Genomic DNA, 13,661 nt, shown 5'->3' with positions numbered 1-13,661 from the left:
ACCGAGTCGCCAAACGCAAACTATCGACTATGCTAAGAAAACTTCCATGATAACAATGAGGTGAATTATGAGCAGTGGTGACATCACCCGCTACGTCGTAACCGTCAACCTTCATGAAGCATCGCTGACCGAGCTGAATGAGCTCAACAACGCCTTCACCCGGGCTAATTTTCTCCTCACGCTCACGGATGACGAGGGCAATATTCATGATTTAGGCACCCTGGCATTTGGTCTGATCGGTGCCCTGAATAAAGAAGAGGTTCATGCGCTGGCCGCCAGTCTGGTGGAAAGTGTGACCGACAAGCCAGCCGAAATTGACGTCGACACCTGGGAAAACTGGCAGAAAAAAGAACAATAAGTGCCCTGTATGAAATTAAACCGCTCAGGTGTGCGTTAGTTCGTATTTTTTTACCGCAATAATGCGCTAACTTTATGATCTGGCAGACAACATGGGAGAGTCAACATGTGGCAGGCTATCAGTCATCTTTTAAGTGAGCAGCTGGGTGAAGGTGAAATTGAACTGCGTAACGAACTGCCAGGCGGAGAGATCCACGCCGCGTGGCATTTACGCTACGCAGGGCGCGATCTCTTCGTAAAATGCGATGAACGTGAACTGCTTCCGATATTTACCGCCGAAGCCGATCAGCTTGAACTGTTGTCGCGCAGTAAAACGGTGACGGTCCCGCAGGTGCTGGCCGTCGGTAGCGACCGCGATTACAGTTTTCTGGTCATGGAATATCTCCCCGCCCGTCCGCTGGATGCCCATAACGCTTTCATTCTTGGCCAGCAGCTAGCACGCCTCCATCAGTGGAGCGACCAGCCGCAGTTTGGTCTCGATTTTGACAATGACCTCTCCACCACGCCACAGCCCAATGCCTGGCAACGTCGCTGGTCGACCTTTTTTGCCGAGCAGCGTATTGGCTGGCAGCTTGAGCTTGCCGCCGAGAAAGGGCTGGAATTTGGCAATATAGACGCCATCGTCGAGCACGTGCAGCAGCGTCTGGCCTCCCACCAGCCTCAGGCGTCTCTGCTCCACGGTGATTTGTGGTCCGATAACTGCGCGCTGGGGCCCAACGGCCCCTATATCTTCGACCCGGCCTGCTACTGGGGTGACCGAGAGTGTGACCTTGCCATGCTGCCGCTGCACCCTGAACAACCGCCGCAGATATATGACGGTTATCAGTCGGTTTCTCCCCTGCCGCCCGGCTTCCTCGACCGTCAACCGGTGTACCAGCTTTATACGCTGATGAACCGCGCCATACTTTTTGGTGGGGAGCACCTGGTTAACGCACAGCGTGCGCTTGAGCGCATGCTTGCCGCCTGAGACGCGAACGGGTGGCCTTGCCGCCACCCGTATCGGTTACAGAAAACCGAGCAGTGAGAAGAAGAAGTATCCTGCCACAATGATCATCACGGGAAGGATATAGAGCGGGAAGATTTGCAGGAAAATAGTGTGGCGCGGCACAACAATGCGGGATTCAATCTGCTCCCGGCTCATGCCTTCCGGGCCTTTGGCCTGCTCCAGAATGAGCTGGTCCTCAACGCCCTCGCGTAAAAAGCGCGTCTGACGGCTCATTCGCGCGCCAGAGGCCTGCAGCGCCAGCGCAACAAAGATCAGGGCGTATATCACCCAAAAGCCGATATTCAGCTGATGGTGAAAATCCGGGGTGGGTGAGTTAAACCAGAAGACATTCAAAAATGGCGTATTGAAACGCATCATCTCAATCATCACATGCGCAAAATCAAGCATAACCGCATTGATACCCGGCTGTTTTTCGCTGTGATCGTACATAAATTTGAGTACAGAAATCAGCGTAGAAATGACGGCAGGAATAAAAATCACCCAGCCAGCAATACGTTTTAAGACCGCAATGCGTCCAGCTTGTTGATACGTCATCAGTTCCTCTTCATAAAGACGCGTTATTTGTGCCTTAGTCTACCTGCTGGTCATCAATTTCGCCCGCTCTTTAAAAGCAATATGCTAAATTGCAGAGTGTGCTTAGCACTTATCGTCTGTCGAACACCCTGGATAAGGAGACGTTGTGATGTCGACACCGCGCCAAATTCTTGCCGCAATTTTTGACATGGATGGATTACTGATCGATTCCGAACCGTTGTGGGATCGCGCTGAACTGGACGTCATGGCCAGCCTGGGCGTGGATATCAGCCGCCGTAATGAACTTCCCGATACGCTGGGCCTGCGCATCGATATGGTGGTTGACCTGTGGTATGCCCAACAGCCGTGGGCTGGACCAGGTCGTGATGAAGTGACCGCGCGCATTATCAGCCGCGCCATTTCGCTGGTAGAAGAGAGCAAGCCGCTGCTGCCCGGCGTTCGTGAGGCAGTCGCGCTGTGTAAAGCCCAGGGGCTGAAGGTCGGCCTGGCCTCGGCGTCACCGCTGCATATGCTGGAAAAAGTGCTCATCATGTTTGAACTGCGCGACAGTTTCGACGCGCTTGCCTCCGCTGAGAAACTGCCTTACAGCAAGCCGCACCCGCAGGTCTATCTGGACTGTGCCGCTAAGCTCGGCCTGGATCCCCTCAACTGCGTTGCGCTGGAAGATTCCGTTAACGGCATGGTGGCCTCTAAAGCCGCGCGGATGCGCTCCATTGTGGTGCCTGCGGAAGAAGGCCGCCACGATCCCCGGTTCGCGCTTGCCGATGTGAAGCTACATTCACTGGCAGAACTGACGGCGCGCCACCTGCAGGGCGGTTAACGCCCTCCTCCGGTTTGTGACAAACAGTTACACCGTCACCTCTTCCGCCTACTGTATAAAAACCCTATACTGTATGAATTGACAGTTTTGTGGGTTTTATCATGACGGCGGAAGGCCACCTGCTTTTTTCTATCGCGTGCGCAGTATTTGCCAAAAACGCTGAACTCACCCCCGTGCTGGCACAGGGGGACTGGTGGCATATCGTCCCTTCCGCCGTATTGACCTGTCTGCTGCCCGACATCGACCATCCCAAGTCGTTCCTCGGACAGCGCCTGAAGTGGGTATCGAAACCCATCGCCCGCGCGTTCGGCCACCGGGGGTTTACGCACAGCTTGCTGGCCGTGTTTGGCCTGCTGACGCTTTTCTATTTAAAAGTGCCCGAAAGCTGGATCGTCCCCGGTGATGCCATTCAGGGAATGGTGCTGGGATATTTAAGCCATATTCTGGCCGATATGCTGACGCCCGCGGGCGTACCGCTGCTGTGGCCCTGCCGCTGGCGCTTCCGTTTTCCCATCCTGGCACCGCAGAAAGGGAACCAGCTGGAGCGCGTCTTGTGCATGGCGCTGTTTGCTTACGCCGTCTGGATGCCGCAAACGTTGCCCGAAAACAGTGCAGTCCGCTGGTCTTCCCAGATGATTAATTCGCTGCAATTTCAGTTCAATCGCTTTATTCATCACCAGATTGAACAGTAAACCAACAAAATTATCCCATTTGTCATAACCCATTCCATTTGGATATAAGCGCTACATCACACTTCTGCTAACCTTCCGCCAACAGGATCGGTAAAAACCGACCCGATAATAAATCAGGAGAACGGGGATGAATTTTCCACTCATCGCGAACGTCGTTGTGTTCGCTGTATTGCTATTGCTTCTCGCGCAGGCGCGCCACAAACAGTGGAGCCTGGCGAAAAAGGTGCTGGTTGGTCTGGCCATGGGTGTCGTATTTGGTCTGGCATTACAGGCAATTTATGGCTCCGATAATCCAGTTCTGAAAGATTCCATTCAGTGGTTCAACATTGTCGGTAACGGCTATGTCCAGCTGCTGCAGATGATCGTTATGCCGCTGGTCTTCGCCTCTATTCTGAGCGCCGTTGCCCGCCTGCATAACGCGACCCAGTTGGGAAAAATCAGTTTCCTGACCATCGGCACGCTGCTGTTCACCACGCTGATTGCCGCGCTGGTGGGTGTGCTGGTCACTAACCTGTTTGGCCTGACTGCAGAAGGTCTGGTTCAGGGTACCGCTGAAACGGCGCGTCTGACCGCGATTCAGACCAACTACGTTGGGAAAGTGGCTGACCTGACCGTGCCGCAGATGGTGCTCTCCTTCATTCCGAAGAACCCGTTTGCTGACCTGACCGGTGCGAGCCCAACCTCAATCATCAGCGTGGTTATTTTCGCCGCGTTCCTGGGCGTAGCGGCGCTGAAGTTGCTGAAAGACGATGCGCCAAAAGGCGAACGCGTGCTGACCGCAATTGACACCCTGCAAAGCTGGGTGATGAAGCTGGTCCGTCTGGTCATGCAGCTCACCCCTTACGGCGTGCTGGCGCTGATGACCAAAGTGGTTGCCGGCTCTAACCTGCAGGACATCATTAAGCTGGGCAGCTTCGTTGTCGCCTCTTACCTGGGCCTTGGCATTATGTTTGTGGTGCACGGCATCCTGCTGGGCGTGAACGGCGTCAGCCCGCTGAAGTACTTCCGTAAGGTCTGGCCGGTACTGACCTTTGCCTTCACCAGCCGTTCCAGCGCCGCGTCTATCCCGCTGAACGTTGAAGCGCAAACCCGTCGTCTGGGCGTGCCTGAATCTATCGCCAGCTTCTCTGCCTCCTTTGGTGCCACCATCGGTCAGAACGGCTGTGCGGGTCTGTACCCGGCGATGCTGGCGGTAATGGTTGCTCCTACAGTCGGCATCAACCCGCTGGATCCGGTCTGGATCGCCACGCTGGTCGGGATTGTCACCGTAAGCTCCGCAGGCGTTGCGGGTGTTGGCGGCGGTGCAACCTTCGCCGCGCTGATTGTGCTGCCTGCGCTGGGTCTGCCCGTGACGCTGGTCGCCCTGCTGATCTCCGTTGAGCCGCTGATCGACATGGGTCGTACAGCGCTGAACGTGAGCGGCTCCATGACCGCCGGTACGCTGACCAGCCAGTGGCTGAAGCAGACCGACAAAGCGATTCTGGAAAGTGAAGACGACGCCGAGCTGGCGCACCGCTAAACACGTTAGAAATAAAAAAACCGCCTGATGGCGGTTTTTTTATGGCTGTTATTCTTCAACCTCTTCATCCTGGCGGATTTGCATCGCCCACCGCTGTGCGGACTCCGGCACCGTAAAGGTGGGAGAGCGACGGAAATGCTCGCCGACCAGCACAAAGGCCACGTATTTCCCCCGTAACTGCCACACATCGCGAAAGCCCTCCACTTTCAGGGCATGGTCTGGCGGCGCGGGCTCAACGCGGGGCACATAGCTAATAACCTGGCGGTTTTGTTGACGAAGAGGTTTCATAAGCAACGGATTCACTAAAGCAAATTCTTGAAGCAGGAAAATTCTATGATAGCCGATCCTGCTGCCTTCCGTCGCGCTCCGAGTGGGTGAGATGGCTCCTTTCGCTAATCACGGCATATGAAAACTCTTAGTTCGCGAACCATGTCGCGACATTGTTCTATCCTTAATAGGGTTTTTAGCAATGGATAAAGGAGAAGCGTGCAATGTCGAACAAAGATAAAACACATCAATCACCCATTCATGGCACTGAAGAATCTCAACCGGGTATGGACTCTCTCGCTCCCGCTGACGGCTCTCACCGCCCCTCCCCTGGCCCCTCCGCACCGGGCGAACAGCCTACCGCACCGGGAAGCATGAAATCGCCGGACACGGGAAACGAGAAGCTGAAATCTCTTGAACCACACCGAAAAGGCGGTGAAGGTTTCGCGCTCACGACCAATCAGGGCGTACGCATTGCTGACGATCAAAACTCCCTTCGCGCAGGCGCGCGCGGGCCAACCCTGCTGGAAGACTTTATCCTGCGGGAAAAAATCACCCATTTTGACCACGAGCGGATACCAGAACGCATCGTCCACGCGCGCGGTTCCGCTGCGCACGGCTACTTTCAGCCCTACAAGAGCCTGAAAGCGATCACCAAAGCGGATTTCCTCTCCGACCCGGATAAAATCACCCCGGTGTTTGTGCGTTTCTCCACCGTGCAGGGTGGCGCGGGGTCGGCAGATACCGTCCGGGATATCCGCGGCTTTGCCACCAAGTTTTATACCGAAGAGGGTATTTTCGATCTGGTCGGCAATAACACGCCGGTGTTTTTCATTCAGGATGCGCATAAATTTCCTGACTTTGTCCATGCGGTAAAACCGGAGCCCCACTGGGCCATACCGCAGGGACAAAGTGCGCACGACACCTTCTGGGACTATGTTTCCCTGCAGCCTGAAACCTTACACAACGTGATGTGGGCGATGTCAGACCGCGGCATTCCGCGCAGCTACCGCACCATGGAAGGGTTTGGCATCCATACCTTCCGTCTGATCAATGCCGAGGGGAAAGCCACGTTTGTCCGCTTCCACTGGAAGCCTGTCGCGGGTAAAGCCTCGCTGGTGTGGGACGAGGCGCAGAAGCTGACCGGGCGCGATCCGGACTTCCATCGCCGCGAGCTGTGGGAATCCATTGAAGCGGGCGACTTCCCGGAATACGAACTTGGCCTGCAGCTCATACCGGAAGAGGACGAATTTAAGTTCGATTTCGACCTTCTGGACCCGACGAAGCTGATCCCGGAAGAGCTGGTGCCGGTGCAGCTGGTGGGTAAAATGGTGCTTAACCGTAACCCGGATAACTTCTTTGCCGAAAACGAGCAGGCCGCGTTCCACCCGGGGCATATCGTGCCGGGGCTGGACTTCACCAACGATCCGCTCCTGCAGGGACGCCTTTTCTCCTATACCGATACGCAGATTAGCCGACTCGGCGGGCCGAACTTCCACGAAATTCCGATTAACCGCCCAACCTGCCCGTATCACAACTTCCAGCGCGACGGGATGCACCGTCAGGATATTGATACCAACCCGGCAAACTATGAGCCGAACTCCATCAACGATAACTGGCCGCGTGAAACGCCTCCCGGACCGAAACGCGGTGGATTCGAATCGTATCAGGAGCGTATCGATGGCAATAAAATTCGCGAGCGCAGCCCCTCGTTCGGTGAGTATTACGCCCACCCTCGCCTGTTCTGGAACAGCCAGACGCCGATTGAGCAACAGCACATCATCGGCGGCTTCAGCTTCGAGCTGAGCAAAGTGGTGCGCACCTACATCCGCGAGCGCGTGGTTGATCAGCTGGCGCATATTGATGTTCAGCTTGCCCAGAGTGTCGCGGACAACCTGGGCATTACGCTGACCGACGAGCAGCGTAACCTTGCTCCGCCGAAAGAGGTTAACGGCGTGAAGAAAGATCCGTCGCTGAGCCTGTATGCGGTGCCGGGCGGCTCGATTAAAGGCCGTGTGGTCGCCATTCTGCTGAACGATAAAACCCGCGCCAGCGACGTGCTGGGGATTATGCAGGCGCTGAAAACCCAGGGCGTGCATGCCAAACTGCTCTATTCCCGCATGGGTGAAGTGACGGCCAACGATGGTTCTGTGCTGCCGGTCGCGGCGACCTTTGCCGGTGCGCCATCACTGACCGTCGATGCGGTGATCGTGCCGTGCGGGGATATTGCCAGCCTGCTGACCAACGGCGACGCCGTCTATTATCTGCTGGAAGCCTATAAGCACCTGAAGCCGATCGCGCTGTCCGGCGACGCGCGGCAGTTCAAAGCGCAGCTGAAGGTGGCCGATCAGGGTGAGGACGGGATTGTCGAGGGAGATAACGTTGACGATGCCTTTATGACGAAGCTGTTTGATTTGCTCGCCGCGCACCGTGTCTGGTCGCGAAGCAGCAAGATCGATCAGATTCCGGCGTAAAAAAAGCCGGGTGGCGCTCGCGCTTACCCGGCCTACATTCGATTGGTTTTGTAGGCCCGGTAAGGCGAAGCCGCCACCGGGCTTTATTTCAAAGATCCCCGAACGTCCCCAACCGATACCCGCGCTCGGCAATCGCGAATTTCAACGACGGCGACGTCAGCACATCCAGCTCCGCCAGACGCGGCCAGCAGTAGGCGCTTTTACGCACGGTGTTATCGACAAAGGCAGGATGTGCCATGACCTCCAGCGAACGTTCACCCCGCGCGGCGGAATCATCCAGCACCTTCAGGAACAGCGCGTCGTCGATCTCGTCGCCGTAAAACGCGCTGCTGAACCCCTCAGTGGTGGTGACAGCACAGTCCGGCAATCCGTGCACCTCGCGATCCACGCGCATCGCCACGCCTTTGCGCTGTGCAAACCCGGCAACAAGCGGGAAAATCGCCGGGATCATATGCACGTGGTGATGGCTGTCGATGTGCGTCGGCGTCTGACCAAACACATCAACGAAGCGGTTGAACTGACACTCCAGCTCGCGGGCAATCTCTTCGAGCGGCAGAGCACCCTGCTCCGCCAGTTCCCAAATCCATTTACCCAGCTGGCCATCGCGCGTCAGGCCCGGCATTGGCGAAAGCGGCATCCCGAGCGTCAGCACAAAATGCATGCCTACGCCCAGCTCCGGCACCTCGCGGCTCAGCTGCGCCGCGTGTTCAACCGCCTCACCATTAACCAGCGCCGTTGTAGAGGTCACAACCCCCCGGCGACAGGCTTCAATAATGCCGTAGTTCTGACCTTTCGAGAGGCCAAAATCATCAGCATTAACGATCAGCAGGTTTTCCATTGTGCGTCCTCTTATTGCTGTTTGAACTTCAGCTTCTCGATCGTGGCGGCAAAGTTCGGCAACCATTTTTCATGCGCCAGGATCATCTCGCTGGCCAGTTGCTCCGCGTCGCGGTCAGAATGCACCAGCGGGCTGAGGTTCAGGGCCAGCAGCACGTCATTGAGCTCACCGCTCAGCGCCGCGTTGCTTGCCGCCACTTCAAAGCCTTTGATGGTGTGGATCAGCCCCATGACCTTGTCATCGAAGTGGGTGATACGAGGATGCGGTTTAGCCCCCTCGCGTCCCAGGATGCAGGTCATTTCGACGGCCCAGTCAGCCGGAATATTGTCGACATGGCCGTGGTGCGGCACGTTGACATAGTGCTCCGCCTGCTTGTCGTTGTAGATGGCGTTGATCACTTCACACGCCGCATCGGAGTAGTAGGCCCCGCCGCGCTGCTCCAGCTCTTTCGGTTTGACGTTCAGGTTCGGGTCTTTATACAAATCGAACAGCTGCTTCTCAACCTTCTGAACGATCTGCGCACGCGCGCCGCCCTTATAATACTCGCCCATTTCGATGGCCAGCATCTCTTTCTGCTTGAAGTAGTAAAGCAGGTACGAGCAAGGCAGCAGATTCAGCGAGCGGATCAGCCCTTCGCTGAACGGCAGGTCAAAGATGTTTTTCACCGATGCCGCCGTCAGACGACCGGAGGCTACGCCGTCGAGGAGCTCGGCAAAGCGCGATTTTCCGTTCACGATGACATCTTTAATAAATACCATGTGGTTCAGGCCGAACAGATCGATGGAGAGATCGTCGCTGTCGGTCAGCGCCAGCACGTCGCGGATAAACATCTTCATGCCGATCGGAATGTTGCAGACGCCGATAAAACGTTTGAAGCCGGTATGACGATAGACCGCTTCAGTGACCATGCCGGCCGGGTTGGTGAAGTTAATGACCCACGCGTTCGGGCAGATTTCCTGTACGTCTTTGACGATGTCGAAAATGACCGGGATAGTACGCAGGCCTTTAAACAGGCCGCCCGCGCCGTTAGTCTCCTGCCCCAGATACCCGTGGCTCAGCGGAATACGCTCGTCCAGCTCACGTGCCTTCAGCTGGCCGACGCGCAGCTGGGTGGTGACGAAATCCGCATCTTTCAGCGCCAGACGACGATCGAGGGTTTTATGCACGGTCAGAGGCACGCCCGCTTTTTCCACCATGCGCTTGCACAGGTCGAAAATAATATTCAGCTTCTCCTGACCTTCCTCAACGTCCACCAGCCATAATTCGCTGACCGGTAATTCATGATAACGTTTCAGGAAACCTTCAAGTAATTCCGGGGTGTAGCTGCTGCCGCCACCAATGGTTACGACTTTTAATTTCTTCTGCATAATATCTCCCTTAGCGTATCAGGTTAATCGCCTGCAAGGTATAGCGTGCTCTTCCCGCTATTTGGGCAAGCCATTAAAGCAATATTCGTGGCGGGTAATCCGCCGAAAGTTAATTAATTACCGTCAAATTTTTCCGGTAACTGTTCGGTGTGAATGACGTCAATTTCTTAAAGGTTTTAATAAACAGGCTGGGACTGCTGTATCCTGACTCGTAAGCAATATCGGTGACAGAATAGTTGGTAATTTCCAGCTGTTTTTTAGCAAAATTAATGCGGATTTCATTAATAATTTGCACGGGCGTTTTACGATAATAACGCTGCGTCGCACGGGTCAGATATTCCTGGGATTTGCCCGACAGGGAGACCATATTTTCCAGCGCATTTTCGCTGAACTGGCCTTTGTCGTGCATCAGCTCAACGGTGCTGCGTAGCCATTGCGGAATATCATCCGTCACCTGCTGCTCTTCACGATGATGACGCAGCCGGTTCATCACGTAGAAGGTCACCGTTTCAATAAACTCATCAAATTCATTGTCGCGGAAGTTAAGCGAGGCGATCACCGTTTCAATCCAGGTCATGAACTCGTTTTTGACCCGATAGACCTGAGAGGCCACAAAGCAGAACGGCACCAGCGGCAGATAGTGCTTCTCGAAGAAACGTCTGCTGACGCCCACATTCAGAATGCGGGTGGCACCAAATTCGTAAAAGCTCTGGTGATAAGACCCCATCGGCAGGAAGACGAAATCCCCTCGTTCAAGCAGGACGCGCTTACCGTTGATCTCCTGATAGTAGCGACCGGTCAGAACAATCGTGAACTCGTAGTAGTCATGCTGATGCAGACCACTGGCGCTCTCCGTCTTGTTGTAGATAACCACGTGAAAATTTTTGCCATTAAACAGCTGCTGTTCAAGTGCGGTTTTAATTTCCATCGTGCTGACCTCCTGCTACTCAGTCTGACTTACTGCATCTTCTCGTGAAGCTCAATGAGCTCCGCCACCAGCTCACGTGCCAGCATCGAGGTCATCAGGTGATCCTGCGCGTGAACCAGCACCAGGCTGACCTTCATCTTCCCTTCGCCCTGATCGCTTTCAATCAGCTTTGTCTGCACCAGGTGCGCTTCGTTCAGCGCCGTGCGGGACTGTTCCATCATGGTTTTTGCCGCGGCGAAATCCCCCTGCTTGGCCTGCTTCAGTGCGGCATAGGCCAGGCTGCGGGCCTGCCCAGAGTTGATGATAAGCCCCATCACCACTTCTTCCAGATCGTTCTCGGCGGCGTCGTCTGCGACAATACTATCCAAATCTAACATCTTTAAGCTCCTTGTGGCTGGCGCGGGTTTCCCCGCGCCGTCAATCTTAGAATTTCAGTGAGAGGGCAATATCCTCTTCGCTCTCTTCTTCATCAATGATGGTGGCGGCTTTGTTCGCAATCGCCACGAATGGCATGTACAGCAGGGTGGCAATCCCGAGGTTGAATATCGCCAGCAGGAAGGCCGCGACGCTGCCGTTGGTGTTGAAGAAGGCGCCCAGACCCGCCGGCATGGTCCACGGTGCAATGTTGGTAACCGGTGGAATGATGCCCATGTAGTACGCCGTCAGGGTGATAGCGGCCAGCAGCGGCTGAATCAGGATGAACGGAATGAACATGACCGGGTTCATGATGATTGGCAGACCGAACAGGATCGGTTCGTTAATCTGGAAGATGCCTGATGGCAGCGCCAGCTTCGCGACCTGACGGTAATCAGCACGACGAGAGACAATAAAGACCGCGATGATCAGACCCAAGGTCGCCCCGGTACCGCCCAGGAAGATATAGGAGTCAAGCATCGGCTTCGCCCACACATGGAAGGTTTTACCCGCTGCCAGCGCCGCGTCAACGGAGCCGTACTGCTGATAAAGTGCAACGTTTTCCAGTGCCCATGGGGTCATAATTCCGCTGTCCAGCGCAGCCAGTGCCAGTGAACCATGCACGCCAAAGAACCACAGCAGAGAGGTGAAAATCACATACGCCCAACCGACCACGCCACCCATCGACGCCAGCGGCGTAGAGATAGAGTCCATGATGATCTGGTGGAAGTTTGTGCCCCAGTGAGAGAGCGCCCAGGCAATAATCCCCATGATGGAGAGAATAATGAAGCCTGGAATCAACGCGGAAAATGAACGGGATACAGAAGCCGGTACGCTATCCGGCAGGCGAATCACCCAGTTTCGACGGATGATAAAGGTGAACATCTCTGCCACCACCAGGCCGATAACAATACCGGAGATGATGTTAGCCCCACCCAGCCAGTTGGCGCCAACGGCATAGGCTTCACCCACGCTGTAAGGCGTGACGGTCATAAAGGCGGCGACGGATAATAACCCGGCGGCCAGCGGATCGACCTTACGCTCTTCTGCCAACGCCATCCCAATAAAGAAAGGCGCCATCAGCGACATAATTCCCAACGTACCGTTATAGACGTTGCCGCCGATGGCTTTAAAACCATTAAGGGTTTCAATAGTGGAAGCGTCTAACCGAATTCCTAATGAATAAAAGAAGGAACCTTCACCAAAGCTCAGAAAAACGTTGTTAATTAAAACGAACATGGCCCCGGCCAACGTCAACGGCATTAATTTAATAAAGCCGTTTTTGATGGCATTAACGTGAGGCTGCTTTCCTATTTTAACAGCAAAAGGAAGGAGTACCTTTTCAAGTGAAGCGATGACTTTACTCATAGGAAAATACCCTTAAATGCCGTAACGCATGTTACGGCGTATTGTGTGTGAAATAACTCTTTGACGGGAAAAATAAAAATTAATTAGCAGCTTTTTTAATGGCTGCCACAGCAGCTTTAAGAACACCTAAACCATCAATCTTGCCGTACAGCCCCGAGTCGATCACTTCGACCGGTTTATTCGGTAACAGTCGTTGAATTTCGGGCAACATATAAGCAATTTGCGGTCCCAGTAAAACAACATCGGCTGTCTGACCTTTTTCGCCCGCCAGCGTCTCTGGGAACGCTTCGATCACCACAGGGACTTCATACTTTTCAGCCTGCGCACGCATCTTTGAGACCAGAAGCGAGGTTGACATGCCCGCTGAGCAGAACAGGTAGATATGTTTCTTTTCCATCGTGATTTCCCTCTTGTATGACTACCTGCCATCGCGCTATCACTCGACTCGCTGTCCCGGCAGACAGGTAGTTTGCGTACTGTTGTTTATCGTTGGAGTGAGTATACGCAATGGTACAGACAGGGGATAATTCTGGATAGACTAGAATTGTCTCTCATTGACCTGGCTTGTTGACTACCCTCACATTTCGGGCAAATAATTCGCGAAAAGAAATAAGATTTTCTGATGCATAAAAAAAACCGGCCCCGGGGCCGGTTTGTTAACATCCTCAGGCAAGCAGGGTGACTACGCCTTAGGTGCCTGCGGATCGGTGTCGTATTCAGCACAGGTCTGATAGCCGGAGTTGATCACATGACCGGTATCATCCAGGGCGACGAAGTAGGTTTCTGCCTTACCATCACGTTGACCCAGGATATAGGTCTGGCAGGTCCCTTTCGCATGAATCATGGTGACTTCAGAAGAAGGTTTACCGGCAATCGCAGCCACCTGCGAACGGGTCATCCCCTTTTTAACGTCTTTTACTACGGGCTGCGTAAACTGATCCTTGGTGCGATCGTAAGCCGTACACCCTGCCAGCATAGTCAGTACCGCCGCTGCGCTAAGAATTCCTGCTACGTTCTTGTTCATATTCCGTCCTCTTGTTTATCAGCGTGTTATCTAAGCATGGGATAAAAAGTACT

15 protein-coding genes are annotated in these 13,661 nt (G+C 54.6%); 6 read left to right on the top strand and 9 right to left on the bottom strand.

Going from position 1 to position 13,661, the window contains the following annotated elements; genetic code table 11:
- Positions 1 to 67: 67 nt before the first annotated feature.
- Both ghoS and V1572_RS11785 read left to right on the top strand, forming a co-directional pair.
- Positions 68 to 358, top strand: a complete 291-nt coding sequence (ghoS, locus tag V1572_RS11790) for a type V toxin-antitoxin system endoribonuclease antitoxin GhoS (RefSeq protein WP_048027535.1) — start codon at positions 68 to 70, stop codon at positions 356 to 358.
- 105 nt (positions 359 to 463) lie between these two features.
- Positions 464 to 1,324 carry a fructosamine kinase family protein gene (locus V1572_RS11785; protein ID WP_008500662.1) on the top strand — a complete coding sequence of 287 codons (861 nt, stop codon included), beginning with the start codon at positions 464 to 466 and terminating at the stop codon, positions 1,322 to 1,324.
- Positions 1,325 to 1,360: 36 nt separating this feature from the next.
- Here the strand turns inward: V1572_RS11785 and V1572_RS11780 are convergent, their stop codons facing one another.
- The gene (locus V1572_RS11780) at positions 1,361 to 1,897 is read right to left on the bottom strand and encodes a YniB family protein (protein ID WP_048027534.1); all 537 of its coding nucleotides are present in this window, start codon (positions 1,895 to 1,897) and stop codon (positions 1,361 to 1,363) included.
- A gap of 148 nt (positions 1,898 to 2,045) precedes the next feature.
- On the opposite strand from V1572_RS11780, the gene hxpB reads away from it, so the two are divergent.
- The 3 genes from hxpB (at position 2,046) to V1572_RS11765 (ending at position 4,928) form a co-directional block, all read left to right on the top strand.
- Positions 2,046 to 2,717: a hexitol phosphatase HxpB gene (gene hxpB / locus V1572_RS11775; RefSeq protein WP_048027532.1), complete on the top strand. Its 672-nt coding sequence runs from the start codon at positions 2,046 to 2,048 to the stop codon at positions 2,715 to 2,717.
- Positions 2,718 to 2,818: 101 nt separating this feature from the next.
- Complete coding sequence (locus V1572_RS11770) at positions 2,819 to 3,409, top strand: metal-dependent hydrolase (RefSeq protein WP_032644865.1); 591 nt, start codon at positions 2,819 to 2,821, stop codon at positions 3,407 to 3,409.
- Positions 3,410 to 3,536: 127 nt separating this feature from the next.
- Positions 3,537 to 4,928: an L-cystine transporter gene (locus V1572_RS11765; RefSeq protein WP_045336125.1), complete on the top strand. Its 1,392-nt coding sequence runs from the start codon at positions 3,537 to 3,539 to the stop codon at positions 4,926 to 4,928.
- Between the two features lie 48 nt (positions 4,929 to 4,976).
- Here V1572_RS11765 and cedA read toward each other — a convergent pair whose 3' ends face one another.
- Positions 4,977 to 5,252: a cell division activator CedA gene (cedA, locus tag V1572_RS11760; protein ID WP_258526576.1), complete on the bottom strand. Its 276-nt coding sequence runs from the start codon at positions 5,250 to 5,252 to the stop codon at positions 4,977 to 4,979.
- A gap of 167 nt (positions 5,253 to 5,419) precedes the next feature.
- Between cedA and katE the strand changes: the two genes are divergently transcribed.
- A complete protein-coding gene (katE, locus tag V1572_RS11755; RefSeq protein WP_048027528.1) occupies positions 5,420 to 7,669 on the top strand; it encodes a catalase HPII in 2,250 nt (749 codons plus the stop codon).
- Between the two features lie 88 nt (positions 7,670 to 7,757).
- Here the strand turns inward: katE and chbG are convergent, their stop codons facing one another.
- From chbG to osmE, 7 genes are all read right to left on the bottom strand, one after another.
- A complete protein-coding gene (gene chbG / locus V1572_RS11750; protein WP_048027527.1) occupies positions 7,758 to 8,507 on the bottom strand; it encodes a chitin disaccharide deacetylase in 750 nt (249 codons plus the stop codon).
- Between the two features lie 11 nt (positions 8,508 to 8,518).
- On the bottom strand, positions 8,519 to 9,874 hold the full coding sequence (locus V1572_RS11745) for a 6-phospho-beta-glucosidase (RefSeq protein WP_045910256.1): 1,356 nt from the start codon (positions 9,872 to 9,874) through the stop codon (positions 8,519 to 8,521).
- Between the two features lie 109 nt (positions 9,875 to 9,983).
- Complete coding sequence (gene chbR, locus V1572_RS11740; RefSeq protein ID WP_029740446.1) at positions 9,984 to 10,802, bottom strand: transcriptional regulator ChbR; 819 nt, start codon at positions 10,800 to 10,802, stop codon at positions 9,984 to 9,986.
- A gap of 29 nt (positions 10,803 to 10,831) precedes the next feature.
- A complete protein-coding gene (gene chbA / locus V1572_RS11735) occupies positions 10,832 to 11,179 on the bottom strand; it encodes a PTS N,N'-diacetylchitobiose transporter subunit IIA (RefSeq protein ID WP_032639846.1) in 348 nt (115 codons plus the stop codon).
- Between the two features lie 46 nt (positions 11,180 to 11,225).
- Positions 11,226 to 12,584: a PTS N,N'-diacetylchitobiose transporter subunit IIC gene (gene chbC, locus V1572_RS11730; RefSeq protein ID WP_023311283.1), complete on the bottom strand. Its 1,359-nt coding sequence runs from the start codon at positions 12,582 to 12,584 to the stop codon at positions 11,226 to 11,228.
- Between the two features lie 79 nt (positions 12,585 to 12,663).
- Positions 12,664 to 12,981: a PTS N,N'-diacetylchitobiose transporter subunit IIB gene (chbB, locus tag V1572_RS11725; RefSeq protein ID WP_008500676.1), complete on the bottom strand. Its 318-nt coding sequence runs from the start codon at positions 12,979 to 12,981 to the stop codon at positions 12,664 to 12,666.
- Positions 12,982 to 13,266: 285 nt separating this feature from the next.
- Positions 13,267 to 13,608: an osmotically-inducible lipoprotein OsmE gene (gene osmE, locus V1572_RS11720; protein WP_008500677.1), complete on the bottom strand. Its 342-nt coding sequence runs from the start codon at positions 13,606 to 13,608 to the stop codon at positions 13,267 to 13,269.
- Positions 13,609 to 13,661 lie beyond the last annotated feature (53 nt).

It is taken from the genome of Enterobacter quasiroggenkampii (genome assembly GCF_043972695.1).
Lineage (GTDB): Bacteria > Pseudomonadota > Gammaproteobacteria > Enterobacterales > Enterobacteriaceae > Enterobacter > Enterobacter quasiroggenkampii.
The sequence above is the reverse complement of the archived record's forward strand: the minus strand, read 5'-3'. Positions and strand labels throughout refer to the sequence as shown.

Coding starts and splice junctions, on each gene's coding strand:
- osmE (WP_008500677.1), bottom strand. CDS start 13,608: ATGAACAAGAACGTAGCAGGAATTCTTAGCGCAGCGGCGGTACTGACT.
- ghoS (WP_048027535.1), top strand. CDS start 68: ATGAGCAGTGGTGACATCACCCGCTACGTCGTAACCGTCAACCTTCAT.
- V1572_RS11770 (WP_032644865.1), top strand. CDS start 2,819: ATGACGGCGGAAGGCCACCTGCTTTTTTCTATCGCGTGCGCAGTATTT.
- hxpB (WP_048027532.1), top strand. CDS start 2,046: ATGTCGACACCGCGCCAAATTCTTGCCGCAATTTTTGACATGGATGGA.
- katE (WP_048027528.1), top strand. CDS start 5,420: ATGTCGAACAAAGATAAAACACATCAATCACCCATTCATGGCACTGAA.
- chbG (WP_048027527.1), bottom strand. CDS start 8,507: ATGGAAAACCTGCTGATCGTTAATGCTGATGATTTTGGCCTCTCGAAA.
- chbA (WP_032639846.1), bottom strand. CDS start 11,179: ATGTTAGATTTGGATAGTATTGTCGCAGACGACGCCGCCGAGAACGAT.
- V1572_RS11745 (WP_045910256.1), bottom strand. CDS start 9,874: ATGCAGAAGAAATTAAAAGTCGTAACCATTGGTGGCGGCAGCAGCTAC.
- chbC (WP_023311283.1), bottom strand. CDS start 12,584: ATGAGTAAAGTCATCGCTTCACTTGAAAAGGTACTCCTTCCTTTTGCT.
- V1572_RS11785 (WP_008500662.1), top strand. CDS start 464: ATGTGGCAGGCTATCAGTCATCTTTTAAGTGAGCAGCTGGGTGAAGGT.
- V1572_RS11765 (WP_045336125.1), top strand. CDS start 3,537: ATGAATTTTCCACTCATCGCGAACGTCGTTGTGTTCGCTGTATTGCTA.
- chbB (WP_008500676.1), bottom strand. CDS start 12,981: ATGGAAAAGAAACATATCTACCTGTTCTGCTCAGCGGGCATGTCAACC.
- V1572_RS11780 (WP_048027534.1), bottom strand. CDS start 1,897: ATGACGTATCAACAAGCTGGACGCATTGCGGTCTTAAAACGTATTGCT.
- chbR (WP_029740446.1), bottom strand. CDS start 10,802: ATGGAAATTAAAACCGCACTTGAACAGCAGCTGTTTAATGGCAAAAAT.